32 protein-coding genes, 1 tRNA gene and 1 other RNA gene are annotated in these 26,961 nt (G+C 66.6%); 20 read left to right on the top strand and 14 right to left on the bottom strand.

Annotated elements, in window-relative coordinates:
* Nucleotides 1–92 precede the first annotated feature (92 nt).
* A complete protein-coding gene (locus MUN73_RS00300) occupies nt 93–827 on the bottom strand; it encodes a helix-turn-helix domain-containing protein (RefSeq protein ID WP_250138455.1) in 735 nt (244 codons plus the stop codon).
* A gap of 203 nt (nt 828–1,030) precedes the next feature.
* On the opposite strand from MUN73_RS00300, the gene MUN73_RS00295 reads away from it, so the two are divergent.
* A complete protein-coding gene (locus tag MUN73_RS00295; RefSeq protein WP_250138454.1) occupies nt 1,031–2,320 on the top strand; it encodes an MFS transporter in 1,290 nt (429 codons plus the stop codon).
* 46 nt (nt 2,321–2,366) lie between these two features.
* On the opposite strand, the gene MUN73_RS00290 is transcribed toward MUN73_RS00295, so the two are convergent.
* Nucleotides 2,367–2,441, bottom strand: a tRNA-Arg gene (locus MUN73_RS00290).
* Between the two features lie 152 nt (nt 2,442–2,593).
* Between MUN73_RS00290 and MUN73_RS00285 the strand changes: the two genes are divergently transcribed.
* The 4 genes from MUN73_RS00285 to MUN73_RS00270 all read left to right on the top strand — a co-directional run bounded on the left by MUN73_RS00285 (nt 2,594) and on the right by MUN73_RS00270 (nt 5,135).
* The gene (locus tag MUN73_RS00285) at nt 2,594–2,779 is read left to right on the top strand and encodes a DUF7511 domain-containing protein (RefSeq protein ID WP_250138453.1); all 186 of its coding nucleotides are present in this window, start codon (nt 2,594–2,596) and stop codon (nt 2,777–2,779) included.
* A 107-nt stretch (nt 2,780–2,886) separates the two neighbouring features.
* On the top strand, nt 2,887–3,750 hold the full coding sequence (locus MUN73_RS00280; RefSeq protein ID WP_250138452.1) for a geranylgeranylglycerol-phosphate geranylgeranyltransferase: 864 nt from the start codon (nt 2,887–2,889) through the stop codon (nt 3,748–3,750).
* Between the two features lie 180 nt (nt 3,751–3,930).
* Nucleotides 3,931–4,560 carry an RAD55 family ATPase gene (locus tag MUN73_RS00275; RefSeq protein WP_250138451.1) on the top strand — a complete coding sequence of 210 codons (630 nt, stop codon included), beginning with the start codon at nt 3,931–3,933 and terminating at the stop codon, nt 4,558–4,560.
* Between the two features lie 158 nt (nt 4,561–4,718).
* Nucleotides 4,719–5,135: a CoA-binding protein gene (locus MUN73_RS00270; protein WP_250138450.1), complete on the top strand. Its 417-nt coding sequence runs from the start codon at nt 4,719–4,721 to the stop codon at nt 5,133–5,135.
* Nucleotides 5,136–5,163: 28 nt separating this feature from the next.
* On the opposite strand, the gene MUN73_RS00265 is transcribed toward MUN73_RS00270, so the two are convergent.
* Nucleotides 5,164–5,820: a helix-turn-helix domain-containing protein gene (locus MUN73_RS00265; protein WP_250138449.1), complete on the bottom strand. Its 657-nt coding sequence runs from the start codon at nt 5,818–5,820 to the stop codon at nt 5,164–5,166.
* 72 nt (nt 5,821–5,892) lie between these two features.
* Entirely contained in the window at nt 5,893–6,663 is a 771-nt protein-coding gene (locus MUN73_RS00260; protein ID WP_250138448.1) for a mandelate racemase/muconate lactonizing enzyme family protein, read from the bottom strand.
* Nucleotides 6,664–6,999: 336 nt separating this feature from the next.
* Here MUN73_RS00260 and MUN73_RS00255 point away from each other — a divergent pair, with 336 nt between their 5' ends.
* A complete protein-coding gene (locus tag MUN73_RS00255; protein ID WP_250138447.1) occupies nt 7,000–7,527 on the top strand; it encodes a hypothetical protein in 528 nt (175 codons plus the stop codon).
* A gap of 206 nt (nt 7,528–7,733) precedes the next feature.
* Here MUN73_RS00255 and MUN73_RS00250 read toward each other — a convergent pair whose 3' ends face one another.
* Complete coding sequence (locus tag MUN73_RS00250; protein ID WP_250138446.1) at nt 7,734–8,036, bottom strand: HalOD1 output domain-containing protein; 303 nt, start codon at nt 8,034–8,036, stop codon at nt 7,734–7,736.
* 44 nt (nt 8,037–8,080) lie between these two features.
* Nucleotides 8,081–8,728 (bottom strand): helix-turn-helix domain-containing protein, encoded by a 648-nt coding sequence (locus MUN73_RS00245; protein WP_250138445.1) that lies wholly within the window; start codon nt 8,726–8,728, stop codon nt 8,081–8,083.
* A gap of 128 nt (nt 8,729–8,856) precedes the next feature.
* On the opposite strand from MUN73_RS00245, the gene MUN73_RS00240 reads away from it, so the two are divergent.
* The gene (locus MUN73_RS00240) at nt 8,857–9,519 is read left to right on the top strand and encodes a bacterio-opsin activator domain-containing protein (RefSeq protein WP_250138444.1); all 663 of its coding nucleotides are present in this window, start codon (nt 8,857–8,859) and stop codon (nt 9,517–9,519) included.
* Between the two features lie 82 nt (nt 9,520–9,601).
* Nucleotides 9,602–9,943, top strand: a complete 342-nt coding sequence (locus tag MUN73_RS00235; protein WP_250138443.1) for a DUF7344 domain-containing protein — start codon at nt 9,602–9,604, stop codon at nt 9,941–9,943.
* 24 nt (nt 9,944–9,967) lie between these two features.
* On the opposite strand, the gene MUN73_RS00230 is transcribed toward MUN73_RS00235, so the two are convergent.
* Nucleotides 9,968–10,948 (bottom strand): PLP-dependent cysteine synthase family protein, encoded by a 981-nt coding sequence (locus MUN73_RS00230; protein WP_250138442.1) that lies wholly within the window; start codon nt 10,946–10,948, stop codon nt 9,968–9,970.
* Nucleotides 10,949–11,054: 106 nt separating this feature from the next.
* Nucleotides 11,055–11,393 (bottom strand): DUF5798 family protein, encoded by a 339-nt coding sequence (locus MUN73_RS00225; protein ID WP_250138441.1) that lies wholly within the window; start codon nt 11,391–11,393, stop codon nt 11,055–11,057.
* A gap of 25 nt (nt 11,394–11,418) precedes the next feature.
* Between MUN73_RS00225 and MUN73_RS00220 the strand changes: the two genes are divergently transcribed.
* From MUN73_RS00220 to MUN73_RS00210, 3 genes are all read left to right on the top strand, one after another.
* The gene (locus MUN73_RS00220) at nt 11,419–11,649 is read left to right on the top strand and encodes a hypothetical protein (RefSeq protein ID WP_250138440.1); all 231 of its coding nucleotides are present in this window, start codon (nt 11,419–11,421) and stop codon (nt 11,647–11,649) included.
* An 84-nt stretch (nt 11,650–11,733) separates the two neighbouring features.
* Nucleotides 11,734–12,045, top strand: an RNA gene (gene ffs / locus MUN73_RS00215) — signal recognition particle sRNA.
* Between the two features lie 193 nt (nt 12,046–12,238).
* A complete protein-coding gene (locus tag MUN73_RS00210; RefSeq protein ID WP_250138439.1) occupies nt 12,239–13,078 on the top strand; it encodes a universal stress protein in 840 nt (279 codons plus the stop codon).
* Between the two features lie 185 nt (nt 13,079–13,263).
* Here the strand turns inward: MUN73_RS00210 and MUN73_RS00205 are convergent, their stop codons facing one another.
* From MUN73_RS00205 to MUN73_RS00195, 3 genes are all read right to left on the bottom strand, one after another.
* Nucleotides 13,264–14,178, bottom strand: coding sequence for a mechanosensitive ion channel family protein (locus MUN73_RS00205; RefSeq protein ID WP_250138438.1), 915 nt, complete (start codon nt 14,176–14,178; stop codon nt 13,264–13,266).
* On the bottom strand, nt 14,175–14,423 hold the full coding sequence (locus tag MUN73_RS00200; RefSeq protein WP_250138437.1) for a YhbY family RNA-binding protein: 249 nt from the start codon (nt 14,421–14,423) through the stop codon (nt 14,175–14,177). The genes MUN73_RS00205 and MUN73_RS00200 overlap by 4 nt, the downstream gene beginning before the upstream one ends.
* Nucleotides 14,424–14,550: 127 nt before the next feature.
* Nucleotides 14,551–14,829 (bottom strand): ribonuclease P protein component 4, encoded by a 279-nt coding sequence (locus tag MUN73_RS00195; RefSeq protein WP_250138436.1) that lies wholly within the window; start codon nt 14,827–14,829, stop codon nt 14,551–14,553.
* Between the two features lie 502 nt (nt 14,830–15,331).
* On the opposite strand from MUN73_RS00195, the gene MUN73_RS00190 reads away from it, so the two are divergent.
* The 4 genes from MUN73_RS00190 (at nt 15,332) to MUN73_RS00175 (ending at nt 20,738) form a co-directional block, all read left to right on the top strand.
* Nucleotides 15,332–17,173, top strand: a complete 1,842-nt coding sequence (locus MUN73_RS00190; RefSeq protein WP_250138435.1) for an ABC transporter substrate-binding protein — start codon at nt 15,332–15,334, stop codon at nt 17,171–17,173.
* The gene (locus MUN73_RS00185) at nt 17,173–18,048 is read left to right on the top strand and encodes a phosphatase PAP2 family protein (protein ID WP_250138434.1); all 876 of its coding nucleotides are present in this window, start codon (nt 17,173–17,175) and stop codon (nt 18,046–18,048) included. The genes MUN73_RS00190 and MUN73_RS00185 overlap by 1 nt, the downstream gene beginning before the upstream one ends.
* Nucleotides 18,049–18,141: 93 nt before the next feature.
* Nucleotides 18,142–19,896 carry an ABC transporter substrate-binding protein gene (locus MUN73_RS00180; protein WP_250138433.1) on the top strand — a complete coding sequence of 585 codons (1,755 nt, stop codon included), beginning with the start codon at nt 18,142–18,144 and terminating at the stop codon, nt 19,894–19,896.
* Nucleotides 19,896–20,738, top strand: a complete 843-nt coding sequence (locus MUN73_RS00175) for a phosphatase PAP2 family protein (RefSeq protein WP_250138432.1) — start codon at nt 19,896–19,898, stop codon at nt 20,736–20,738. The genes MUN73_RS00180 and MUN73_RS00175 overlap by 1 nt, the downstream gene beginning before the upstream one ends.
* A 78-nt stretch (nt 20,739–20,816) precedes the next feature.
* Here the strand turns inward: MUN73_RS00175 and MUN73_RS00170 are convergent, their stop codons facing one another.
* Complete coding sequence (locus MUN73_RS00170; RefSeq protein WP_250138431.1) at nt 20,817–21,227, bottom strand: hypothetical protein; 411 nt, start codon at nt 21,225–21,227, stop codon at nt 20,817–20,819.
* Between the two features lie 36 nt (nt 21,228–21,263).
* Entirely contained in the window at nt 21,264–22,016 is a 753-nt protein-coding gene (locus tag MUN73_RS00165; RefSeq protein WP_250138430.1) for a DUF2797 domain-containing protein, read from the bottom strand.
* Between the two features lie 183 nt (nt 22,017–22,199).
* Here MUN73_RS00165 and MUN73_RS00160 point away from each other — a divergent pair, with 183 nt between their 5' ends.
* From MUN73_RS00160 to MUN73_RS00140, 5 genes are all read left to right on the top strand, one after another.
* Nucleotides 22,200–22,544, top strand: coding sequence for a BsuPI-related putative proteinase inhibitor (locus MUN73_RS00160; protein WP_250138429.1), 345 nt, complete (start codon nt 22,200–22,202; stop codon nt 22,542–22,544).
* Between the two features lie 246 nt (nt 22,545–22,790).
* Complete coding sequence (gene fabG, locus MUN73_RS00155; RefSeq protein ID WP_250138428.1) at nt 22,791–23,549, top strand: 3-oxoacyl-ACP reductase FabG; 759 nt, start codon at nt 22,791–22,793, stop codon at nt 23,547–23,549.
* 122 nt (nt 23,550–23,671) lie between these two features.
* A complete protein-coding gene (locus tag MUN73_RS00150; protein ID WP_250138427.1) occupies nt 23,672–24,580 on the top strand; it encodes a CbiX/SirB N-terminal domain-containing protein in 909 nt (302 codons plus the stop codon).
* Between the two features lie 2 nt (nt 24,581–24,582).
* Nucleotides 24,583–25,758 (top strand): DR2241 family protein, encoded by a 1,176-nt coding sequence (locus MUN73_RS00145; RefSeq protein WP_250138426.1) that lies wholly within the window; start codon nt 24,583–24,585, stop codon nt 25,756–25,758.
* An 87-nt stretch (nt 25,759–25,845) separates the two neighbouring features.
* Complete coding sequence (locus MUN73_RS00140) at nt 25,846–26,271, top strand: hypothetical protein (protein WP_250138425.1); 426 nt, start codon at nt 25,846–25,848, stop codon at nt 26,269–26,271.
* Nucleotides 26,272–26,364: 93 nt separating this feature from the next.
* On the opposite strand, the gene MUN73_RS00135 is transcribed toward MUN73_RS00140, so the two are convergent.
* Nucleotides 26,365–26,958 carry a DUF7524 family protein gene (locus MUN73_RS00135; RefSeq protein WP_250138424.1) on the bottom strand — a complete coding sequence of 198 codons (594 nt, stop codon included), beginning with the start codon at nt 26,956–26,958 and terminating at the stop codon, nt 26,365–26,367.
* Nucleotides 26,959–26,961 lie beyond the last annotated feature (3 nt).

Below are 26,961 nucleotides of genomic sequence, written 5' to 3'. Positions count from 1 at the left end.
ATCATCGAGTACGAGTGCGCACGAACCGATCGGCGGGTCCGACCGCTCACGCGCCGACCAGCGAGTCCGGTCGCAGTTCGACCCACTGGCGTTCAGTCGGCGCTCTGCTCGGGCGCTCCCGACCGATCGACGTCCAGCGGATCTCCCGTTCCGGTCGCAGTCACCAGTCGCAAGAACTCCCCGGCGTTCGTGAGGAGTTTGTTCTCGGCCTTCCGGAGGTGCTCTTCGTACGTCGATCGGGCCACGGCGGTCCGATCGGCCAGGTCGCGAAGCGAGGTCTTCCGGGGCTGTTCGTAGTAGCCGCTCTCGAGAGCCAGTCGGAGCGCCGCTCGCTGTCGATCGGTCAGCCCCTCGAAGAGTCGATCGACCGGAGCCAGCATGCTGTGGGGGATCGCCTGTTCCGCGATGGCGGTCTTCGAGAGGACGTCGATGTTTCGATCGGCCTCCAGGTTCCGGATCAGTTCCCGAACGTCGGCCTCGTCGAACGCGATCACCGTGTAGTGTTCCCACCCCTGGCGGTGGATCGTCGGCGGCTGGTAGAGGCAGTTGTACTCCTCGAACCGATCGATGATCGATCCCTCGAGCGAACAGAGACACGACTGCGTGACGACGTGGAGGCCGGACTCGTCGATCGATCGATGCAGGATCGTTCCCAGCCCGTCGATCTCGGAGAGCAGGTCGTCCGTCGGGGTTTCCGGGGAGGTGATCTCGAGGACCTGGCAGTCGCTCAAGTACCACTCGCGGATGGTGAGGTCCGGGTGCCGTTCCGAAATCTCCCGGTAGGGGCACTCGTGTTTCACCCGGAAGGAAGCCTCGTACAGACTCATACGCCACCGTTCGGGTTCCGGCCGGGAAACGGTACCGGTCATGACCGGCACCACCCATATTCGGGTGTGCTTCGTAGAGCGAGTCGATGACAATTGCGAGTGCTGACGACAACGGCGTACGATCACGAACTGGCGCGGGCGGCGCTGGCGCAAAGCGATCCGAACGGAAACAGGCCATCGATCGCTGTGTCGCCGCGTAATCGATGACTGAGCAAACGAACCTTACCCAGGGCATTCGCGAACACCTCGGGCAGTTCTCCCTGCACGTCCTGCTGGTGTTCGCGACGGGGTTGACGATCGGGTCGGAACGCACGGTCGTCCCCATCCTCGGCGAGGACGTCCTCGGCGTCGAGTCGTTCCTCGTCATCGGCTCGTTCGTCGTCTCGTTCGGCTTCGTCAAGGCGCTGCTCAACCTCTACGCGGGCAAGTGGGGCGAAGAGTACGGGCGCAAGCCGGTGCTCGTGCTCGGCTGGCTCACCGCCGTCCCGATCCCGATCGTTCTCATCTACGCCCCGAGCTGGAGCTGGATCACCGTCGGGAACATTCTGTTAGGGATCAATCAGGCGCTGACCTGGAGCATGGCGATCAACGCCAAGATCGACCTCGCGAGCCCCGACCAGCGCGGGCTCGCCGTCGGCATCGACGAGGCGTTCGGCTACACCGGCGTCGCAGCGGGGGCGTGGATCACCGGCGTCATCGCCGGCCGGACGAGTCTCCGGCCCGAGCCGTTCTACTTCCTCGCCGCCGTGGTGGTGCTGGCGACGCTCATCTCGATCTTCCTCATCAAGGAGACGGTCCACCTCGCACAACTCGAGGGCGACGAGGACCACCACGATGCGAACCTGCCGTTCAACGAGGTTCTGAAGCGAGCCACCTACGGCGACCGGACGCTGTTTGCGGCGGCCCAGGCCGGCCACATCGAGAACTTCGTGGACACGCTGTTCTGGATCGCCGTCCCGCTCTATCTCACGAGTCAGGGGCTCGCGATCGAGGCCGTCGGGGTCGTCGTCGGCGTCCACAGCGCGATGTACTTCCTCCAGATCGGGACCGGCGGTCTCGCCGATCGCATCGGGCGCCGGCCGCCCGTCGTCGCGGGCATGTTCCTCGCCGGGGCGGGCGTCCTCGGCATGGTATTCGTCGACGGTTACCTCCAGTGGGCGCTCCTGGCCGGCGTCTCCGGCCTGGGGATGGCCCTGCTCTACCCGAACCTGATGACCGTCCCCGGCGACGCCGCCCACCCGACGTGGCGATCGGCCGGCATGGGCGTCTACCGGATGTGGCGCGACGCCGGCTACGGCGTCGGCGCGATCGTGATCGGCCTCTCCATGCAGTTCGTGAACGCCGAAGCCGCCTTCTACCTGACTGCGATCTCGATGTTCGTCTCCGGCGCGATCGTGTACCTGTGGATGGAGGAAACCCACCCTGACTTCGGCACCCACGAACCACCGGCTCCTGCTCCCGAGGATCGGTCACGAGCGATGTCTGACGACTGACGATATCGCTGACGTCTTGTCGAACGTCGATCGATCGGAAAACGGATGGGCGCTGCAGGATTTGAACCCGCGGCAGCTTGGTCCGAAGCCAAGTACTCTGTCCAGGCTGAGCTAAGCGCCCGCACCCGTGTTTTCCTGCCGACTCCGTATAAGTCACTCGATTTGCATCGGTTTCGCCACCCGTCGACACACCGATCGACCCGCGCCACTTCTCACGCGATGAAAACTGCCTTCGGGGGTCTTTGTGCTGGCGGGAGGAGTGGCGGACGTGCAATGACGGTGAACGAAGCCCCGAAGCCGGAGGACGGTCAGCAGAGAACGGCACCGCTCGAGTTGCTTTCCGACGACGACGAGACGGTCTGGACGGCCGTTCCCGTCGACGCGAGCGGCGACGAACGGGTGACGAAGTGGCTCTCCGTCGAGACGGACGCCCTCTGTGATCTCGAGGAGTGGCGGTAACTCCCGGCTGCGCGGTCCTCACGCTGGTGTATCGAACCTCCGTCAGCGGACGGCGCGTACAGCGGCGGATCGCACCGTTTAACCACGACGACTGAGCACCCACGGGTATGACAGCGGGGGAGACGATTCGCGGGGTGCTCGAGTTGACGCGGCCGGTGAACGTGATCGCGGCGAGCGTGCTGACGTTCATCGGGGCGTTCGTCGCTGGCGGCGTGACCGCCGAGCCGATCGCCGTCGCGGCGGCGGTCGGGGCGACGGCCCTGGCGGTCGGGGCCGGGAACGCGATCAACGACTACTTCGATCGGGAGATCGATCGGATCAACCAGCCGGATCGGGCGATCCCACGGGGGGCAGTCAGCCCACGCGGGGCGCTCGCGTTCAGTATCGTGCTCTTCCTGGGTGCCGTCGTGCTCGCGCTGACACTCCCCTCGCTGGCGATCGCGATCGCGACGATCAACCTCGTGGCGCTGGTGGCGTACACGAAGGTGTTCAAGGGACTGCCGGGTCTGGGCAACGCGCTCGTCGCCTATCTGGTCGGCAGTACGTTCCTGTTCGGCGCGGCCGCGGTCGGGACGGTCGGTGACGTCGGCGCGGCGGCCGTGCTCTTCCTGCTGGCCGCGGTGGCGACGCTGACGCGGGAGATCATCAAGGACGTCGAGGACGTCGAGGGCGATCGCGAGGAGGGACTGAACACGCTCCCGATCGCGATCGGCGAGCGGCGTGCGCTCGTCCTCGCGATCGCGTTGCTCATCCTCGCAGTCCTCGCCAGTCCGATCCCGTACGCCCTCGAGTACTTCGGTATCGCCTACCTGCTGGTCGTGGTTCCCGCCGACGCGATCATGCTGTACGCGGCCTACGAGAGCTTCGACGATCCGACCGCCGGCCAGTCACACCTCAAGTACGGGATGTTCTTCGCGGCGCTCGCGTTCATCGTCGGGCGGGCGGCACTCGCGGTTCCGACGATCGGGTGAGTGACGCGGTCGGAACGCTCGACCGGCGACGTGACAGGAATCGATGGCCCCGTGACTGCCGAGAGATACCTAATGAAAAGTATTATAAGCTGGATACTGCATCTACATACCATACGACGGTGTGGATAGCGGTACCAGCAGCGGTGGACGCAACGCTGTCGATGGATGTGTGTATCTGGCATGTATGACCTCGCAGACGTCCTCCCTGACGCCGAACTCGATCCCGGGACGAACGTGCTCATCGCGGGTCCTCCACTGACGGGTAAACGGCGAATCGCGCTCGACGTTCTCGCAGGCGGTGCGGACCGGGGTGACGGGTCGATCGTCGTCACGACGAAAGACAGTGCCGACAAGGTGCTCGAGGAGTTTGCCGGACACGTCACGGCGGATTCGTTCGACGTCGGCGTCGTCGACTGCGTCACGAAACAGCGCGGCATCGGCACGGTGGACGACGATCCGCGGATCAAGTACGCCTCTTCTCCGGTCGACATGACCGGGATCGGGATCAAACTCTCCGAGTTCCTCCAGGAGTTCTACGAGACGCGAGGGCTCACCGAGAATCGCGTCCTCTTGCACTCGGTTTCGACGCTGCTTATGTACTCGAACCTCCAGACCGTCTTCCGGTTCCTCCACGTCTTCACGGGGCGCATCCAGAGTGCGGACGCGCTCGGCGTCTACGTCATCGACTCGACGGCACACGACGACCAGACGATGAACACGCTCAAACAGCTGTTCGACGCCGTCATCGAGGTCGAAGAGAGCGATGACGAGAGCGACCCCGAGATCCGGACCGCTGGCCTCTCCACCTGAGCGCTGTCTCACACCACAGTGCGACGATCGATCGGGAACGGGTTCTCCCGGGGCAGAAACGCGAAACGACTGCCACCAGCGGCGGGCAGGGAGATCGAACTATCACGAGTCCTGAGACCGATCCCCGAACGTTTCCCGATCGAGAGCGAAGGGGAGGTATGCCAGTCGACTCCGACGCCGTCGTTCGAGAGATCCTCGAGTCGCGGGTGAAGACGATCGCCGTGGTCGGCTGTTCGAGCACGCCGGGGAACGCGGCCCACGACGTCCCGAAGTACCTCTTCGAGCAGGGCTACGACGTGATCCCGGTCAACCCGTACGCCGACGAAATCTTCGGCCGCCCGGTCGCGGATTCGCTGTCGGACGTGGACGAGACGATCGATCTCGTCTGCATCTTCCGGCCGAGCGAGGAGGTGAGCGGGATCGTCGACGAGGTACTGGCGCGCGACGACGTCGACGTGATCTGGACCCAGCGGGGGATCCGCGACGATGAGGCGGCCGCCCGCGCGGAACGCGACGGCAGGGACGTCGTGCAGGATCGCTGTATGAGGGTCGAGCACCGACGGCTGGCGGTCTGAGAACGGAGTCTCGACGGCGGGTGCCGATCTAGCCGTCGAGCGTCGCCGCCACGATCGCGGCCTCCGCCCGGCGCAGGAGTTCGTTGGCCGTGCTCGGGGCACAGTCGAGTTCATCGGCGATCTCCTCGTAGCTGGTCCGGCGGGGCGTCTCGTAGAAGCCGAGGTCGTAGGCCGTCCGGACGGCCTCGCGCTGGCGAGCGGTGAGTCGTCCGATCGCGTCCGGTTCCCCGGGTTCGTAGCCGCCGGACCACTCGACGCTGACGTCGATCGTCCCGGTGGCGTCGCGGTAGGCCTCCTGGATCGCGCTCGCGTCGCCGACGATCGTCAGGACGGCATCGCCGTCGACGAACCGGATCGGCCGTTCGAGCACGAGCGCGTGTGCGTCCGCGATCGCAAGCAGGTCCGACAGCAGTTCGCGTTCCTCGACGTGGACGTAGCAGTACTGCTCGCGATCGCCCGACGCGACGAAATCGTAGTCGATGACCTCGTCGGTGGACGCGAGCACGGCGTCGAGTTCGGTGCCCGGGTCGACGCCGAGTCGGTACAGCATCGAGTACGAACCGTTCCCGAGCCACTCGAAGTGGACGAGCGCCTCGCGGTCGATGCCCTCGGTCGTCGCGAGCGCCGCGTCGACGCCCGGGAACGATCCCTCGGGCGGCCGGAGGCGGAGTCGAACCGCCTTCATTTTCGTGGTATTCACTGACACATCTGATAAGCCTGTCGTCGCCGAGGGACCAGTCCCGTACCATCTCGGTCGTCACTCCGTCTGATCCAGAACGTCGCGATCGAGTTCGACGCCGAGCCCCGGCCCCGACGGCGGCGTGATGGTCCCACCGTCCTGCTCGATCGGCTCGGCCAGGGGGAAGTCCCGGACGTCGGGGGTCCACGGCGGTTCCATCGGGTACTCGCACCACGGCGCGTCGACCGCGGCGATCACGTGGAGGTTCGCGACGAAGCCGATCCCGTTGGTCCACGTGTGGGGAACGAACTGCACCCCGGCCTCGCGTGCCATGCTCGCGACCTCGGTCGCGCCGAGGACGCCCGTCGCGAGCGCCGCGTCGGGCTGGTAGATATCGAGCGCGTCACGGTCGGCGAACTCCCGGAACTGGAAGATCCCGTCGTTGAACTCGCCGCCCGCGATCGGGACGTCGGTCGCCGCCCGGAGACGGGCGTAGCCGTCGTAGTCGTGACGCGGGAGCGGTTCCTCGAGCCACGCGATCCCGCCGATCGACTCGAGTTCGCGGGCGACGGCGAGCGCGTCGCTGTAGCTCCACTGCTCTTCGTGCTCCATCACGCGCACCGACCAGCCCTTGTTGGCGTCGACCATGAGCGTCAGGTCCGGGAACGCCTCCCTGACCTCGCGGACGATCGCCACGTCGTCGACGCTTGCCACCCGGAGCTTTACCGCGTCGAACCCCTCCGCGACCCGATCGCGGACGTACTCGATCCGCGCTTCGGGGGGCTGGACCTCGCCGGTGCTCGCGTAGACCGGGATCGGGTCGCCGGTTCCGCCGAGCAGTTCGGACACCGGTTTGCCGGCGTCCTTTCCGATGATGTCCCACAGCGAGATCTCTACGTGCCAGGGCCGCGGGCCGACGAGGTTGACGCTGTCGAGTTTGCGACGGATCCCCCGGACGTCGTGTGGATCTTCCCCGATCAGGAAGACCGAAAGCGCGTCGGCGTAGTCGAGTCCGCCCGCGAAACTCGGGCTCGCGGCCAGCCCCGTAAGGGTTCAGACGGATCGATTCGGACAGTTAAATCCCGGCGGCTACTCGATCGGACTACCTTCACCCGCAATCGATGCCAGTTAACCGTTCTCTTTCGCGAAATTAGCGTTATTCGGCTCAATCGGGAACCGACATTCATGGGTGTGAATAACAATCAATCGCTCGAGGGGGTCGAAGTTCTCACCGGCGGCCTCACCGCGGGGCTCGCGGGCGGCATCGGGATGGGTCTCGTCCTCCAGGTCGGGCCGAACGTCTTCGAGATCCTGGGTGCGCTCATCGGTTCGTCGACGATCGTCGCCGGGTGGCTCGTCCACCTCGCGTTGAGCATCCTGTTCGGGATCGCGTTCGCGACGATCGTCTCGCGGCCCGCACTCGCGGAGTTCGTCGGAACGTTCGAGAGTTACGTCGGGGCCGGGATCGCCTTCGGCGCGGTGCTCGGGATCCTCGCGGGCGGGCTGATCCTCCCCCTCGCGGTCAGTCAGGCCGGCGTGGCGGTGCTCCCGCTTCCGTACCTGCCGTTGCCGGGGCTGGCCGCGGAACTCCTCGGCGCGGCGACCTTCGCCGTCGGCCACCTCGTCTACGGCACGATCGTCGGGGCCGTCCTCGCCACGATCGTCGGTGCCGTTCCGGCGCGGTTCGCCGATCGGACGGTCCCCCACGAGTGATACGGTTTACTGTACGTCAGTTCCGGCGCAACCGCGATCCGGGCGGCGGTTACGCCGGTAAATCGGTACAGCAATCCGTATGAGAGGCTCCACGAGCGGGTGTGACTGCGGGGTCGCCCACGGCGAGGAACGGTGACGCCGTGACCGCGAACGCGGCGGGCAGCGGATGACGAGATGGCGAACGCGGGGACGAGAGAGAACGGGGGTTACGCGTCCGGAGCGGCGTCTGCGAGTTCGATCCGGCCGTCGTGGTCGACCACGATCTGGTAGCCGGCGTAGCGAAAGCGTACGGTACCGATCGCGTCCTCACGATCGAACAGGGCATCGAGCGCGGAGGGATCGATCGCGTCGTAGAGCGGTCCGAACTCGTCCGCGAGTTCGATCGCGTCCGTTTCAGACGCCGTCGCGACGGCGTCGATCACTGCCTCACTGGGGGTCCGGTCCGGGGTAGCGTCGGCCGATCCGCTCGTCAGTTGTGGGTTGAAGGGAGACATTCGGATATCACTCATACCGGGGCGACCGGGGAAACGAACCGGGTTGGATGGTAAATCCTTTAAGTCGGGTCGTGATCCGTCGCGATCGTGTTCCGGAGGAGATTGGCTTGCCCTCGACGAAGCCGGGCCGACAGCGCCTGGTCCGAGATGTCGAGGGTCGCGGCGACCGTCGAGAGCGTCGCGTCGCGGGGGACGTCGAAGTAGCCCGCCTCGAGCGCGGCCCGCAGCGCCGCTCGCTGCCGGTCGGTGACGCCGTACCGATCGGCCTCTACGGGTTCTTCCTGGTAAATTCGCTGGAGACGAAAAGGGATCTCTTTCTCCTGGCAGACGCTACGGTATGCGACGAGCGCCTCCCTCGATGGGACCCTGGCCCGAATCTCGGTCTCTTCGAAGCCCGTGACGTCGAGAAACGTGATATCGTGTTCCGCCGCGAGCGGATAGGTCAGCGACTCCATCCCACGATCGGACAGCGTCACCCGGTACAGTCGCCGATCGCCCGTGGCCTCGATCATCGAGTACGTGTCTACGGTTTCGTCCGCGTCGAGTCCGGATTCGAACGCGTCGAACGCGTCCCCGAACGCCCAGAAGATCACCTTCGCCGGTCCGGTCGCTGGCTGGGTGATATCTTCGATCTTGCGCCGCTCGATCTCCGTCGACGCCTCCCGGAGGATCGGCGACCCCAATACGAACTCGACGATCAGGGTCATAGGCCCACTCGCAACGGGACGCCAGTTACCGTTGTCGGTCTCTTCGGATCGGCCGCCGCCCGGACGGCAAGTCGAACTCCCCTCCGTCGACCTCGACTCCTTATTACCGCTGCCTGCCTGCGGAACTCATGAGTCTCTTCGCCGAATTTCACGTTCCATCGGACGTCTTCGCCCTCTACCGGACGTTACAGGCGGCACCGGAGACGACCGTCGAGATCGAACGGGTGGTCGCGGCCGAGGAGATCCTGACGCCCTACTTCTGGGTCTCCGGCGGCGACCTCGCCAGGTTCGAGACGGCCATCGAGGACGACCCGACCGTCGAGAACCTCCAGCAGCTGGACGAGTTCGATCGAGCCACCCTCTACCGAGCGAACTGGACGGAGAACGTCGAGACGATCGTCTACGCGTACACGCAGGTCGGCGCGACGATCCTCGAGGCGACCGGGGCAGGCGACCGGTGGGAGTTGCAGATGCGGTTCGACGATCGCGACCGTCTCGACCAGTTCCAGACCTACTGCAACGACGAGACCATCCCGTTCCAGTTGATCCAGCTGCACGAACTCACCCAGCCGCGAACGGGCAGGCAGTACGGGCTCACCCGGAAACAACACGACGCCCTGGTGACCGCGTGGCAACTGAACTACTTCACGTCGACGGACGTCTCGCTCACCGACGTCGCGGCCGAACTCGGTATCAGCCAGCAGTCGCTCTCCCAGCGACTCCACCGGGGCTACCAGTCGCTGATCGAGGAGACGCTGATCGTCTCGCCGCCAGCCGAGGAGGGCACGTAGGAATACCGACCGGGCCCGTCTGCACAAAAAGGACTGTGATAACAGTATATTTCCTCATCCGTTGCCCCAGCGTACGAGCCCTATGAGACGGGAGTCACTGGCGCTCGATACCGCGTTCGATCTCTGCCGGAATCGTCGTCGCCGGGCGCTTCTCACTCTTCTCGCCGACCGTGACCGGCAGGTAACTGTGCAGGACCTCGCGAAAGACCTCGCCGTTCGGGAACGCGACGGACCGATCACCGAGGTTCCCGGTGAGATCGTCACCGAGATCCACACGATGCTGTACCACGTTCACCTGCCGAAGCTGAGCGCGGCGAAGGTCGTCGACTACGATCACGAGCGCGGCCACGTCGCGTTGACGAGTCGCGGAACCGAACTGGAAGCGACGCTCCGTGCGATCGGCGAACTGGAACCGCCGACGTAGGCCCGTTTCTCCGGTGACTCCCGGCTACGACGTCCACTCCTCGAACGAGCGGTAGATCCCCTTCGAGAGGTAGCGCTCGCTCGAATCGGGGAAGACCGTGACGACAGTGTCGGACGGGGCCTCGATCGTCCCCGCGTCGATCTTCCTGGCGACGCGTTTCGCGGCGACGCTCGCCGCGCTCGCGCTCGACCCGACGAGGTGGCCCTCCTCGCTCGCGAGCCGTTTCAGTTCCTCGTGGGCGAGCCGATCGGGGATCGCGTAGACGTCGTCGACGAGTGCCGGGTCGAAGAGTTCGTTCGTCTCGAGGTTGTGCGTGCCGATCCCCTCGATCTTGTACTCGCCTTCCTCGCGGTCCTCGCCGACCGACTCGCCGTAGAGCGATCCCTCGGGTTCGACGGCCGCGACGTACGTCTCCGGGTCCTGTTCGCGGGCGTAGCGGGCGATCCCCATGAGCGTCCCCGCCGTCCCACAGCCCGCGACGACCGCGCCGACGTCGCCGTCGAGCGCCTCGTAGATCTCCGGCCCGGTCGTCGCGTAGTGGGCCTCGGTGTTCAGCGGGTTCGAGAACTGCTGGGGGACGACTGCGTCCTCGAGTTCCGCTGCGAGTTCGTGGGCGCGCTCGATCGCGCCGCCCATCCCGTCCTCGGTGGGCGTGTTGATGATCTCGGCGCCGAGGGCGGCCATCAGCTGCTGTTTCTCGACGCTGAACCGCTCCGGGACGACGAAGATCGCGTCGAGGCCGAGCTGTTCGGCCGCGATCGCGAGCCCGATCCCCGTGTTTCCGGCGGTCGGCTCGACGATCGTTCCGCCGGCCGGGACGTCGCCCCGTTCCAGCATGCGCTCGAGCATGTACCGGCCGATGCGGTCCTTGACGCTCGCGCCCGGATTGAACGATTCGAGTTTCGCGTAGATCCTGACGTCGCCCGGCGCGTCGTGGAGTCGAACGAGCGGCGTCCGACCGATCGTCTCCAGCACCGAGTCCAGCGGTCGCTCGTGGGTCGCCATCGTCCTGGCAAATGTTGCCCCGGTTGTTAGCTGTTACTGATGCGTCCGGGCCCGGACGGCGATCGATCGACGCCCGGAACCGGCCAGCAGCGGTCGCTACGGCGCGCTACTCCACGCTGGCCTCGCTGGCCTCGTCCGACTCGTCGGTCGTCGCGTCCGCGGCGTCGGCCTCGCCCTCGTCCTCGGCCGCGAGTTCGTCGGCCTCGTCGATCGCCGCCTGGGCGAGGATCTCCTCGCCGTCGAGACCGTGTTCGTCGGCGATCGCGAGCAGGAGCGCTCGCTGTTCGGTCAACTGGTGGTCCATTCGGGAGACCGTGTCGTGGGTGTCGTCGACCTCCTCTTCTAAGTTCGTGATCCGCTGCTGGAGTTCCTGTACCTGCCTGTACATCGCCTCGGCGCGGTCCGAGAGCGCCTGGATCTTCTTTGCCGTACTGCCGAGTCCCATACCCGGGAGATGTATCGACTGACTAATGGGCCTTTTCCTCGGGACGGGCCGATCGGCACGGAACCCAGGAGGGGACGACCGTCTTCGGAACCGCTCTCCGACTCCCGCTCGGGCCGTCGATCGCTCGTCCGACGAACTCACGGCCGAGCACTTCGAGGACGCGATGGAGGAGGTGTCACCTGAAGCGACCGCGGCGTTCGAGGCCGGGAGCGGCGGGTTCGACGACGTGCTCAAGGGTACCGGCGGCGAGGCCTGACGACGCCCACCGGTTCCACCGATGACGCCGTTCCGTCGTGCGGTTATCGAGACGAAAGGTCCTTAAGTGCCGATCGCCTACCTGTGGATGGATAGGTCGGGCAGTTAGGCCCTGCTCGTCACCCGCAGTATGGCCTTCAGCGGGGACCAAACACCGCGGGCGTCCGGTCAGACCGGCCGGGGCCCCGGGAGCCAACGTGGAAGCCTCGTCCGTCGGGGGCAGCGGTCCACGATGGCCGTCCGCAGGGACGCACCATCGTGGTTAACCGGCGACAGCCCATCAGGCGCGGAAGCGAGCAGTGGACCGCCGGACACCTGTCGCTCGACGGGTCGCGGGGTGGAGGAGGCAACCGGGATTCCCCCGGCCGGAACGCCGGGCAATCGCGGCTTCCACACTCATACTTCATCCGTTCTAGGTTCGAGAGAGCGACTACACTCGCGATCGGGCGCGGTCGACGATCGTCGCCGGCAACCGACGGCTCCCGTCCGCGAACGGCCGCGTTTGGAACGCTCGTGGACGGCGTCTCGCACTCCCGGTTTCGATGCCGTCTCATACACCTTTCATTACCGTCGACCCCGTGTAGACGATCATGTACGACGACGTGCTGATCGCGACGGACGGCAGCGACCCCGCGTCGCGGGCGACCCAGCAGGGACTGTCGATCGCCGACGACGTCGGGGCGCGGGTCCACGCACTGTCCGTCGCCGACGTTCCCGCGATCGCCAGGGACTCGACGCGCGAACAGGTACGAGCGGACTGCCGAGAGTTCGTCGACGCGGTCGCGGACGAGGCCACCGCGCGGGACGTGTCTGTCACCACGGCCGTCCGCGACGGGCGGCCCCACCACGAGATTCTGGCCGTTGCCGACGAACACGACGTCGATCTCCTGATCCTGGGGACCCACGGCCGGACCGGCGTCCGACGGTGGTTGCTCGGCAACGTCGCGATGGGCGTCGTCCGCGGTGCCCGCCGGCCCGTGCTCACCGTCGGCCCCCGAGCGGTCGACGTCCCGCGCACTGTCGATCGCCTGCTCGTCGCCACGAACGGCCGTCCCGGTGCGGCGGCCGCCGTCGGGCACGCGATCGAACTCGCGGCGGCGTTCGACGCGACGCTACACGCGCTCTCCGTCGTCGACGACGCCGACACGTCGCTCTCCGTCGTCGTCGAGTCGTTCGAGAAGCAAGCCGAGGCCGCCACGGACGCGGTCGCCTCGCGGGCGGCCGAGCAGGACGTCGAGGTCGTCACGGCCATCGAGCGCGGCCGGCCACACGAGGAGATTACCGAGTACGTCGGCGATCGCGGAATCGACCTCGCGGTCGTCGGAACGGAGACGCTCTCGAGTATGGAGCGATTCGCCGTCGGGAGCGTCTCCCAGCGGGTCGCGGCGACGTCTCCGGCGCCGGTCGTCACGGTTCGACGGACGAACTGACGCTGGGGTCGGGACCCCACGTTCGGCGGCCAAACGGCCCGTCGGTCGCCCTCGTGCGGGATCGCGTTTTCGAGTACGGCGGCGTCTCCACTGCCGGGAGCGAATCCGATCGGGTCGCCGTCCCCCTCAACGCAGAAACCGTCCGCCGTATCGGGTGTCCCGATCGAGGATCAGTACCCCGATCGTCACTCGGCTTGCTGTGGAATCGACTGGCTGTTTTCGAACGCCAGTCCGCCCTCGAGCGTCCGGACGGGGTAGGGAATGTCGATCCCTTCCTCGTCGAATCGGCGCTTGACCGCGGTCACGTACTCGCCCCTGATGCGGACGAAATCGGCCCGCGAGGGGTCAGCGATCCAGAACCGCGACTGGAGGCCGACGTCGGAGTCGCCGAGTTCCGTCAGCCGAACCGACGGGGCGGGATCGTCCATGATGTCGGGGTGGCGTTCGGCCTCGTCGACGATGACGTCCGTCGCCCGCTGGATGTCGTCGCCGTAGCCGATCCCGAAGACGAACTTCAGGCGGAGTTTGTCCGCGTCGACCGGGTTCTTGACGACGCCACCGGTGAGTTCGGAGTTCGGCACCGTCAGCAGTTCGTTGTCGAACGTTCGCACGCGAGTGACCCGGAGACTGATGTCCTCGACGACGCCCCCGTAGGTCCCGTCGTCCCACTCGATCCAGTCGCCGATCTTGAACGGCCTGTCGGTGTAGATGAAGACGCCGGCGACGAAGTTCGAGATCACGTTCTGCATCGCGAGACCGATCGCCAGCGCCCCGGCCGCGGCGATGCCGGCCATCGACACGAGGAAGTTCCCGAACCCGGCGAAGCCAAAGGCGATCGCGATCGCGACGAAGACGACGCCGAACCGGGTGATCATCAACAGCGGGTTCTGGGCGTGTTCGTCGAGTTCGCGCCTGTCCATCGCCCGGCTGACGAGCGGGAGCACGACGACGCGGCCGATCGTCCAGAGGGCGACGAAGGCGACCACGAACCTGATCGCTCCCTCCGCGCTCGCCGCCTGCGCCGCGGTGAGACCCGCGTCGTCGAGCGCGCGGCCGATCGGGCCGAGCCGGGGCTCCGCTTGCAGGAGGCCGACGCTCATCGGTACATCACTGCGGTGTGGCCCCGTGTGTCGACGAGGTCCGCCCCGACCCTGTCGGCGAGGTCGGCCGCCTTCTCCTCGGTCGAACTCCCCGCCCGGGCGGCCCGCAGGAACTTGACCTTCACGAGGTCGCGATCGGATAGCTGGTCGTCGAGTTCCTCCACGACGGATTCGATGCCGCTCTTGCCGACCCAGACGGTGACGTCGAGGTCGTGTGCCTGCCGCTTTCGCTCTGTTTCGTCCATGGACCCGGATAACGGTGCGAACCGTTTCAATCTTCGCGAAACGGAATGTCCTCGATCGGCGAACAGTCGTCCCCCTCGACTGGCACACGCCGTTCCGGCCAGTCCTCGTACGACCCTCGCGCTCCGGTCAGTCCTCGTACGGATACCGCGCCTGTGCACCACAGTCACAGGTTATCACGACGTGACCGTCTCGAAGCCTGACACGGGCGTTTTCTCCCGGACGGAGGTACGCGTCGCACTCGTCGCAGGTGAATCGCCGGAACTGCTTTGGGAGGGTGAGCCGGTTTCGCTCCGCGACGCGGCGGGCCAGTCGCACGTAGTATCGCGCCCGATCGTGGTCGCCGTCGGCAGCCGCCGCTTGAGCGAGGTCGTGCAACCGCTCGATCCGTTCGGCGGCGATCGTCATGGGGAATCGTTTCGTCGGTTTCCCTATTGGTGTTGCGCTCCGCCGGCGTCCTGCTGCCGGTATGGGGCCGTTACCAGACCCCAGGGTACCGCTTTCAGCGTCCTCGAACCTGAGTCCACACCGTCGCCCACGTCAGAGATCCTAATCGATCCGCAACTCGAATCTCCCGGGCCGACGGACCACGATCCGATTATCGTAGCAACTGAAACGAGTTACACACTGATCGCACAGCAGTCCTGTGATCAGCCGCGCCTTGACTTTCAGTTACTACTATCGTTCCGGTGACGTGGAGTTCGTGTCGCGGTTGCCACACTCGATCCGGTCACCGTTTGGAGCCGGTAATTAAGTAGTATCGCGGAGACAGTCAGCATATGAAATCGACTCCAGACGTGCGTCAATGTCCCACATAGATAGGTCTCCGGAAATACACCCCCTGCCCCATGTTCGTCCGTAGGACACAAAATTGTTATATATCAAATCCGAATCAGTGAGGTACACTGGAATGAATCGAAATCCAAGCACCCCCGTTGACGGCGTCAGTCGACGATCGGTCCTGGCCGCCGGCGCAGCCGGCCTCGCCCTCTCCACCAGCGGCTGTATCGACCGCGTTCGAAGCGTCGTCGACGACGGTGGAGCGAAACAATTCTCGCTCTCCATCCTGACGGTCCCCGCGGACGGCGACAGGGAGAACGTCCAGATCGCCACCCACCTCCAGGAGAACCTCGAGGCGGTCGGAATCGACGTCTCCGTCGAGATGCGGTCCCGATCGGAGTTTCTGGAAACCGTGCTGATCGAGCACGATTTCGACGTCTACGTCGGCCGCCACCCCGCCGACTACGATCCCGACTTCCTCTACGAGGCCCTCCACTCCGCGTACGCGAACGCGAACGAGGACGGCTGGCAGAACCCGTTCAGATTCTCGGACCCCCGCGTCGACGACCTCCTCGAGAACCAGCGGCGGATCGACGGTAAAGAGCGGAAACAGGTAGTGACGGACCTGCTCGAGGCGATCGCACGCCGACAGCCGTTCGTCCCGATCTGCGTCCCGGACGAGATCCGGGTCGCCAGATCCGATCGATTCGATGGCTGGGAGGACGGCCACCTCGCGACGCGCTCGGGCTACCTGGGGCTCGACCCGCAGGAGGACGCCGAGCAACTCCACGCCCTGGTTACCGACTCGCGCATGTCCCGGAACGTCAACCCGCTCTCGGCGACGCTTCGCGAGCGCGGGACGACGATCGACCTGCTGTACGACTCGCTGTTGACCGAACGCGAGGGCGAACTGATTCCGTGGCTGGCCGAAGACGTCGAGTGGATCGAGGTCGAGGACGGGTCCGCGACAGCGTCGGTCACGCTTCGAGAGGACTGTTTCTTCCACGACCCGAACGGTGACTCCGAGGACGCGGACGACCCCGCCTGGGAGGACGAACGCGAGGAGGTCACCGCCACGGACGTCAAGTTCACCTACGAGTTCCTCGCGGACACGTCGCTGGGGCTGGCCGACGTCCCGTCGCCGGCACCGCGGTACCGGAGCCACGCCTCGGCGATCGACAGGGTCGAGATCGACGGCCCCCACCAGCTGACGATCACGACATCGACCGGAACGGAGGTCGGGGAACGGGCGCTCACCGCCCCGATCCTGCCGGAACACCGCTGGCGCGATCAGGTCATCGATCGTGCCGATGGTGACGACTTCGAGGCGCCCCAGGCCGAGTGGGGGCTCGTCACGATGAACAACATCCCGCCGACCGGAAGCGGACCGTACCGGTACGCGGACCACGAGAATCGCGAGCACCTCACGCTCGAACGGTTCGACGACCACTTCACGCGTCGGGCCGACGTCGACCTCCCTGAACCGACCGTCGAGGAGATCCGGTTCACCGTCGATCCCGGCAGCAAGTCCTCCGTCGAACGCGTCCTGAGTGGCGGCGCCGACGTCACGGCCACGATGCTCGGTGCCAGTTCGATCGCGAACATCCCCGACGAGCCCGGCGTGACTCGGATCGAGTCCCCCTCGCGGATGTTCTACCACGTCGGATTCAACGCGCAACGGTCCCCGTTCGGCAACCCCAACGTCCGTCGCGCGATCGCTCGCCTGATCGACAAGCAGTACCTGGTCGACACCGTGTTCGACGGCTACGCCTCGCCGCTCGCCACGCCGGTGACTGGCGAGTGGGTTCCGGACGACCACAGCCTCGCGTGGACCGACGAAGACGACGTCGATCCCGTGGTCCCGTTCGTCGGCTCCGAGGGCGAACTCGACGTCGAGGCGGCGCGAGATCGGTTCCTCGAGGTGACCGGCTACCGGTACGACGACGCGGGTCGGTTACTGAAACAGTACTGATGGTCGCCGAAGAACTCGCCGAGGTGTTGATGCGGGTCCTCGCCGCCGTCGCGGTCATGCTGGTGCTCTCGATCGTCGTCTTCATCGGACGCGATCGGCTCGTAACGACCCGCCGTGAGTGGTGGTCCCGGCTACGGACGAGCGCCCCGATCATCGCCGTGTTACTCGTCGTGCTGGGGCTGAATCGCGTGATGCGACAGGTAGGGCCGTCGATCTCCAGGGAGATCGGGATTCACGTGTCCTGGCTGTACTGGAAAGTCGAGGGAGAGTTCGTCCTGATCTTCCAAGACATCGCCTTCCCGGAGCTGACGACGTACTTCTCGCTCGTGTACGTCTACGGCTACACGTTCTTGCTGATCTTTCCCATCGTCGCGTACTTCGCGCTGTCGGATACGCGGCCGTTCCGTCAGCTGCTGGCGGCCTACTCGTTCAACTACGCGATCGGCGTCACGCTCTACATCCTGATCTTCGCGTACGGCCCCCGCAATTACATCCCCGCACTGGTCTCCGAGACGATGCTGTACGACAACAGCCCGCAGTACATCTATCTCACCACGGAGGTCAATCGGAACGTCAACGTCTTCCCCTCGTTGCACACCTCGCTCGCCACGACGGTCGCCATCTTCGCCTACCGGACCCGGGACGAGTACGGGCGGTGGTTCCCCGTCGCGCTCCTCCTCGCGGTCAGCGTCGTCATCTCGACGATGTACCTCGGCATCCACTGGGCGATCGACGTCGTCGGCGGACTCGTGCTCGCGACCCTCTCGGTCGTCCTGGCCGATCGGCTCGTCGATCGGGGGTTGCTGGCGCGGCTTCGGGCCAGGCTCGCCGCCATCTGGACGGCGGCGACCGCCCGGCTGACCGATCGGACCTGAAACCGCCGCGGAGGCGGATCGGCCGATCGATCCCGCCACAAGGCAACACAATACTGTTATATCACCACCTTCGAAGTGCAACTACTGACCGAAATGACCGAGGGACGGCCCGCCCGGAACGACGGCGGGCAACTCAGCCGACGAGCGCTGCTGGCGACGACGGGTGGAGTGACGGTCGCGACCAGCGGCTGTGTCCGCCAGGTCCGTAGCATCGTCAACCGGGACGATCTCGACCCGCTGTCGCTCACGATCACGACCCTCCCCGCCGACGGGGACCGGGAGAGCATCCGGCTCGCACGGGAACTCGCCGCCGTGTTCGAGGCCGTCGGCATCGACGTCTCGATCGAGATGCGCTCGAACGAGGAGTTCCTCCGGGCGGTCCTGCTCAACCACGACTTCGACGTCTACGTCGGCAACCACCCCGGCGGCACCGATCCCGACTTTCTCTACGAGGCGCTTCACTCGGTGTACGCCGACGAGTCCGGCTGGCAGAACCCGTTCGGGTACACGAACCTCGTCGTCGACGACCTCCTCGAGGCCCAGCGGACGGTCGACCCGGACGAGCGGACGGACGCGGTGACGGACCTGCTCGAGGCGTTCGTCCGCGAACAGCCGTTCGTCCCGATCTGCGTCCCCGAGGAACACCGTCTCGTCCGGACCGATCGGTTCGACGGCTGGGGCGAGGGCCACCCCGCGACGGGGCGTGGCTATCTCGGTCTCGATCCGGCAGCGGACGTCGATCGGCTCCGGGCCGTCCACACCGACGCCCGTCCCTCCGAGAACGCGAACCCGCTGATGGCCGAGTACCGCGAGCGGGGGACGTTCGTCGACCTGCTGTACGATTCGCTGGCGGCCGAGGTCGACGCCGACCTCGTGCCGTGGCTGGCCGACGCCTGGGAGTGGGACGACGAAACGCTCGCGGTAACGCTCCGGGATGACTGTCGGTTCCACGACGGCGAGTCACTGACCGCCGACGACGTGGCCTTTACCTACCGATTCCTCGACGACACCTCCCTCGGCGCGAGCGAGCTGTCGTCGCCGTCGCCGCGGTACCGGGGCCTCGTCAGCGCGATCGACGACGTCGAGGCCGTGGATCGAACCCGACTCGAGTTCACCGTCGGGACGAACCAGCCGGTGGCGGAGCGTGCGCTTACGGTCCCGATCCTGCCGAAACACGTCTGGAAACCCCGATCGGACGCCGCGAACGTTCCCGGCGTCCGGGTCGCACAGGGGACGACCGAGGCCGTGGTCACGGACAACTGGCCGCCGATCGGGAGCGGGCCGTTCCAGTTCGACACCCGCGCCGAGCGCGACTACGTGACCCTGGCACGGTTCGACGACCACTTCACGCGGCGAGCGGGTGTCGATCTCCCTGCCCCGACCGTCGAGACGATGCGCATCCAGATCGATCCCCGGAGCACGTCGGCGATTGAACTCGTCCAGACCGACGCGGCGGACGTCACGAGCGATACGATCGAAACGTACGTCCTCGACGCCGTCGAGGAGTCGCCCGAAACGCGCCTGCTCGAGTCGCCGTCGTGGACCGTCTACCACCTCGGGTTCAACGCGCGGAAAGCACCGTTCTCCAACCCGCGGTTCCGGCGCGTCGTCGCGTCGCTGATCGACAAGGCGTGGCTCGTCGACGAGGTGTTCGACGGCTACGCGACGCCGACCGCGACCCCGGTGACCGACGAGTGGACGCCCGATTCCCTCGCGTGGAACGGATCGGATCCCGAGACGCCGTTTCTCGGATCCGACGGGGAAGTCGACGTCGCGACGGCCCGATCGGCGTTCGAGGAGGCCGGCTTCAGGTACGGCGAGGAGGGCCGCCTCCGGGTGAGACACTGATGCTCGTCCAGGTCCTCACACAGCTCGTCGTGGCGGTGACGGCGATGATCCTCGTCGGAATCGCGGTCTTCGTCGGCCGGTATCGACTCCGGGATACCCGCGCGGAGTGGCGAGCCCGCGTCCGTGCGGCCGTCCCGATCACGGTCGTGCTCGCGATCGTCCTGCTTTTCAACAGCGTCGCCAGGCAGGTCGTCCCCGACCTCTCGTGGATCATCGAGTGGAACCTGACCGGGGCCATCTTCGATATCGAGGGGGAGTTCATCCCCTGGCTCCAGACGTTCGCGACGCCGGCACTGACCGCGTTTTTCTCGTTCGTCTACATCTACGGCTACGTCTTCCTGCTCGTCTTCCCGCTGGTCGCGTACTTCGCGCTCTCGAACACCAGGCCGCTCCGGGAACTGCTGACGGCGTACACGCTCAACTACGCGATCGGCCTCCTGCTGTACACGTTCGTCATTGCATATGGGCCGCGAAACATGATGCCCGAACTCGTCCAGGCGTTGCTGTACGACACCTACCCCGAGTACCAGCACCTCACGCGACAGGTCAACCGCAACACGAACGTCTTCCCGTCGCTCCACACGTCGCTGTCGGCGACGGTCGCGTTCCTCGCGTACCGGACGCGAGCAGTCTACCCGAAGTGGGCCGTCGTCGCGATCGCGCTCGCGATCTGCGTCGCCATCTCGACGATGTACCTCGGCATCCACTGGGCGATCGACGTCGTCGCGGGGATCGGACTGGCCTACCTCAGCGTCGACTTCGCGTCCCTCCTCGTGGGCCGCTGGTCGCTGTCCGAGCGCCTCGATTTCGAGAACTGGGCCACGGCGCTTCGCCGGGGCTGAACCGGCCCAGGGTGGCGATCGGCCACGATCGGCGAACGCGTCGCTGGAAACCGGGGAGAACTGGAAAACGGGACGGCCTTACTGGTCCTCGAGCGCGTCAGCGATGCGCTTGAGGGCGCGGGTCTGGTCGCGCATCTCGTCGCGCAGCTGACGGACCTCGCGGACGAGTTCCTCGTTGCCGCTCTCTTCCTGGCCGCGGCCGCCGGGGCCGCCGCCCATGCCGCCAGGGCCGCCGCCCATCATGCCGCCCATCATCTGGGCGAACGGGTTGCCGCCGCCGCCCATCCCGGGGCCGCCACCGCCGCCGCCGAACGGGCTTTCCGGTGGCTCGCCCTCGCCTTCGCCTTCCTCCGCACGCTTCTCGCGGATCTCTTCGACGCGTTCCCGGAAGGATTTCTCCTCGCTCTCACCCTCGTCCGCTTCGCCGTTGGCTTCGCTGTCGTCCGTCATATAACCGGATTCATCTCGGCCGGGGAAAAGGGTTGCCATGTTTCGAATCGATCCCGCGACGGGGAGAGCGCCGGGCTAGCCGAACGACCCCAGCGACGACTGGAGCCGTCGGTCCGTCGCGCCGTCCTCGAGTTCGTACCCCACGAGATCCCGCATGTCCACTGCGTAGGTCGTGCCGGTCCGCTCGAGCACGAGGAGGCGCCCCTTCACGCCGACGACCGTTCCCGCCGCCATCGTCTCCCGGACCGGCCGGGCGTCGCAGTCGATCCCGTAGTCGAACGCGTACTCGTCGATGACGTCGAACTCCGCGAGGGCGTCGCGCCAGGCGCCATCGTCGACCGCGCTCGCGAGGGACGCGATTTTCGCGTCGGTCCGGACCCGATCGACGAGCCGGGTGGCGATTTCGGCCTCGATCTCTCGGGCGATGCGACCGTTCGAGACGGTGTGAACGTGGGCCGCCCGGTCGGCCCCCTGCTCGCGCAGGCGGGTCTCGAGTCGCCGGTGCTTGGTGACGCCGACCTTGAACGTGTCCGGCGCGAACGCCGCGACGTAGACCGCGTGCTCCTCGTAGCAGTCCATCTCGTCTTTCAGGCAGGTGCCCGTACAGCGGGCACACACCCACGTGCTGGTGTGGTAGTCGCAGTAGGGCGCGGCGGGGCGGTCACAGGAGACGTGTTCGTCGCCGTCGACGACGCCGGCACAGTGGCGCGACCCCAGCGTGTACGAGAGGGTCGTCCCCGGGTCGAGCGGACGGCGGTCGACGGCGTCGCCGTCGCTCACGAGCACCGCGGACCCCCTGGCGCTCGGTTCGTAGCCGACCAGTTGCACGACTGCGGGTAGGGTTCCCCACCTGAAATACTGTGCGTTCTCCGGGGTCACGGCCCGACGAGTACGATCCGAGACCCAACGAGTCCGATCGAACTGTTCGCCTCGCCGATCACGGTCCCGTACCGGGCCGATTTTTCCGGACGGCGAGAAAAGAATTATAATCGACGGCGACAATGCCCGCGCATGGAACTGGAGGGCGATCTCGACGTGCAGGTACCGACGGACGCGGGAGACGGGACGGTCGCGTTCACGTTTTCGGTCACCAACGCCGGCGCGGACCCGATCGAGTTGCAGTTTTCCGACGCCTGCAAGGCGGAGTTCGTGGTCCGGGCCGACGGGCAGGAGGTCTGGCGATTCACCGACGGTCGCATGTTCGCACAGGTCCTCGGATCGGACCGGCTCGCACCGGACGAGACGGCGACCTACGACGGCGAGTGGAGCGATCCCCAGCCCGGTTCTTACACCGCCGTCGCCGAACTCGAAGCACAGAACGCGACCTGCGAAGCGCGGACCGAGTTCACGGTGTGACCGGACGCGGGACCGACCGAGTAAAACTGTTGGCCAGTTTTGAATCATGTTGTTCTATTCCTAAATTATATACGTAGATTCGTTGGCCGTTCTACAGGATGCAACGATCGAAACCCCAGTCGTCGGCACTCGCGGTGCGGACCTCGTGGCACGAACGGAGGGCGGCTATGCACGAACGTGATCCCGGGACGGGACTCCGGCGGGCGAACCGGACCATCGATCGGGGTCCCGGAGGCGCGATCGGCGATGACTGATCCGACGCTCTCCGATCGAACCTGTCTCGTGACCGGCGGGTCGCGGGGCATCGGCCGCGCGATCGCGATCGAACTGGGCCGACGAGGGGCGACCGTCGTCGTCAACTACCGGTCGTCGGAGGCGGCCGCCCACGAGGTCGCCGACCGGATCGACGAGGCCGACGGCGACGGACGGGGCTTCCCCGCACAGGCCGACGTCGCCGACTTCGATGCGGTCGAGGAGATGCGGACCGGAGTCCACGAGGCGGTCGGCGACCTGGACGTCGTCGTCACCAACGCGGGGATCAACGTCGATCGGACGTTCGACGACATGACCGTCGCGGACTGGAACCGCGTCATCGACGTCTCGCTCCACGGCGCGTTCAACACCACGAAGGTCTTCTACGACGATATCCGATCGGCCGACGAGGGCCGCTTGATCACCGTCTCGAGCGTGATCGGCAAACAGGGCAACGTCGGGCAGGCCAACTACGCGGCCGCCAAGAGCGGCCTGTTCGGCTTCACGCGATCGCTCGCGCTGGAACTCGCGGAGTGGGGATCGACCGCCAACTGCGTCGCGCCGGGCTTTACCCGGACCTCGATGGTCGAGGGGATCCCCGGGGAGATCAAAGAGCGGATCCGATCGGACGTCCCGCTGGAACGGTTCGCCGAACCCGAGGAGATTGCGGGTCTCGTCCGGTATCTCGCGAGTCGGGAGTCGTCGTACATCACGGGCGAAGTGATCGACATCAACGGCGGGGTCGACCTGTAGGAGCCACTGACAGTCCGTCCCCACTCGAGTTCGATCGGTGCGGACCAGTTTCGGCGGCGACTATAGCGGCGACGCGGGCCGCCAGCGAAGTCACTAAACCGTCCCCATCCTAACGCCCGGCTATGCAAGCGCTGGTCATCGCGGCGCACGGCTCGCACCTGAACCCGGACGCCTCGGACCCGACGTACGCCCACGCGGACGCGGTCCGCGAGACGGGCGCGTTCGACGAGGTCCGCGAGGCGTTCTGGAAAGAAGAACCCCACTTTCGGGAGGTGATCCGGACGCTCGAGTCCGACGAGGTGTTCGTCGTCCCGCTGTTTATCAGCGAGGGGTACTTCACCGAGCAGGTCATTCCCCGCGAACTCCGACTCGAGGAGTGGGACCCGGACCTGTGGGACTCGGACGGCACCGACGCCTCGCAGGTGACGCTCGAGGCGACGGACGTGGACAAGACGATCCACTACTGCGGCCCGACCGGAACTCACGACGCGATGACGGACGTCATCGTCCAGCGGGCCGAGAGCGTGACGGACGATCCCGACGTCGGCGAGGGGGTCGGACTCGCCGTCGTCGGCCACGGTACCGAGCGGAACGAGAACTCCGCGAAGGCGATCGAGTACCACACCGAACGGATCCGCGAGCGCGATCGGTTCGACGAGGCGAAGGCCCTGTTCATGGACGAGGAGCCGGAGGTCGACGACGTTACCGACTACTTCGAGAGCGACGACGTGGTGGTCGTCCCGCTGTTCGTCGCGGACGGCTACCACACGCAGGAGGACATCCCCGAGGACATGGACCTCACGGAGAATTACCGCCTCGGGTGGGACGTTCCCGCCGAGGTCGACGGCCACCGGATCTGGTACGCCGGTGCCGTCGGTACGGAGGAACTGATGGCCGAGGTCATCCTCGAGCGGGCCGCGGACGCCGGTGCCGACGTCGGCGACGCCCGTGACGTGATCCAGGACGCAGCGACGACCGCCGGCCCGGACGGCGATCGGGGTCCGAACCCCGGCGCAGAGGCGGGGGACTGACAGTGACGGTGGCGACAGCCGACGTCGAGGACCTGCGTGCGGCCGTCGAGGCCGACGGCGCGATCGCGTTCGACGGCCTCCACCTCGAACGCGGCGACGAGGGGTACGTCCTCGAGACTCCCGACGGCGACTGGTGCGGACTCGACGAAGCGGCTCTCCGCGACGCTCTCGAAACGATCGGGGAGTACGTGACGAACTGGCGATACTGGCAGGAGACGGTCGGCGGCGAGGGGACTGCCCGCCGGGCGTTCCTCCGGTGGTGCGAGCGGGCCCCGATCGCGGACGGGGAACTCGAGGACGCGGCGGGGAGCGGCGATCACCCCCACGTGCCCGACGACGGCGAGACGCTGTCCGTCCCGGCGCGGTACGAGTTGCTCCGGGACGGCCTCGATCGCGAGTGGGGTGAAATCTGCGTGACGGCTCGACTCGTCGAGAGCGACGCGGGCGAGGAACCCGCTGGCGAACGCGTCTACGACCTCTGGCACGTCGACGACGCCGACACCGATCTCGCGGCCCTCGAGGTGTACGACGATCCGCGGGACGCCCGCGAGATCGCGACCTACGACGCGGACGATCGGTACCGACCGCTGAAGACCGCCCCGACGCTGGTCTCGGGGTGGGCGTTTACCGGCCTCTCGGGCGGAGAACTGGTGGAGACGATCGAGTTCTTCTACCCGGCCACGATCGCCAACTGGCACCGCGAACTGCGGGGCGAACTCGACGTCGACCACTGGCTCGAGACCGCCGAGCGCCAGAGCGGCATCTACGACGTCATCGACGAACTCCCCCGGGAAGCCGTCGACTGGATGGCCGAGGCCTGTTGCGTCGATTCACAGTGTCTCCGCCGCCGGGAGTGGCAGTACGAGGAGGGCGGCGAACTGGATCCCGACGGCGGCGACGGCCCGTTCCCCTGCCGTGAACCCTGCTCGCTCGTGGTCGCCGCCGCCCGCAAGTGGACCGTCCTCGAGTCCGAAGAAGAGCGGACCTACGAACTCGAGTTGACCACGAGCGAACTGAATCAGCTCACCGAACTGATCGACGCCGTCGCGGAGGGGCGGACCGACGAGATCCGCGAGGCGGACGTCTACGACGGGGCCAACCGGTATCGCGCGCGCTACCTCCGCGCGAAGCGGTTCGACGAGGACGACTCCCTCGCGGCCCGCGAGGTCGACGAGTAGACGATCGCGAACGCCCGTCTACGGAGACCAGTGGCCGCCACCGGAACGGCCACAATCTTGGTATTCTCGCGCCGAACAGACGGGAGTGTGAACCGGCGCGCGTTCCTGTGTCGTCTCTCCGTCGCGTCGCTGCCCGCGCTGGGTGCCGGCTGTACCGCCGCCGGACTCGGCGAGTCGAACGACGACGCGGTCCGCTCGTACACGCTGTCGATGGCCGATCCGAGGCCGGATCCCGACGGAAGCGCCATCCTCGACTTCGACCACGAGGGGCTGTCGTTCGGCCAGCGGGAGCTCGTGGACGAGGCGGTTCGGACGGGGGCCTACGCCGAAGACGACGTGAGCTGGGGATCGATCCCGGGACGGGAACCGATCACCATGGAGTTCCGGATGGTTCTCCAGACGATCGCCCGGCACGTCGACCACGAGACTGCGATCGACTTCGAGACGCGGTTCGAGACGCCGGCCGCGTTCGACGGGGAGCGGTATCGTGCGATCGTCGCGGTCGACGGGTAATGCGGATTGCTGTACCGATGTCCCGGCGCAACCGCGAGCGGGTCGCTGTTGTGCCGGAACTGACGTACAGCGATCCGTACAGAACGCGAGCGGCTACCGGATCAAGAGGCCGAGACCGACGGCGACGCCGACGACGACGATCGCGAGCCCGCCGATCGCGACGGGACCGCCGATCGTCGCCGCCGTCGCGGTCGCGATCCCGATCGCGACGAGGCCGAGCGCGACGACTGCGATCGTCCCCATTTCGATGCCGGTGAGCGCCGAGAAGCCGGTCACTGCTCGCTCGATCGGCGTCGGTTCGGGCTCCGAGCGGGTCGGCTCGGCCAGCGAGTCGTCGACGTCGACCTGTGGCGGGCCCGGCGTGACGGTGACGTCGATCGAAACCGATTCGGCCCCGTAGCCGCCGACGATCTCGAGCGTTCCCTCGACCGGACTCTCGATGGCCTCGGCGTCGACGCGGATCGGGACGGGCGTGACGTCGTCGGGTTCGACGTAGTAGTTCGACCCGTCGATCGACGCGACGCGATCGAGGCGCTCGTCCAGCCGGCAGTGGACGTGGGCGGGCGTCTCGTGGCCCCGCAACACCAGCTGGATCGGTTCACAGGTCTCGACGGTATCCACGTCAGTCTCCAGGACGGCGTCGGCGGACCCGCGATTGACGTGGACGGTGACGTCGAGGGGAGACACGGT

The organism is Halosolutus amylolyticus, assembly GCF_023566055.1.
Taxonomy (GTDB): Archaea; Halobacteriota; Halobacteria; order Halobacteriales; family Natrialbaceae; genus Halosolutus; species Halosolutus amylolyticus.
This window is presented reverse-complemented; position numbering and strand designations above follow the sequence as displayed.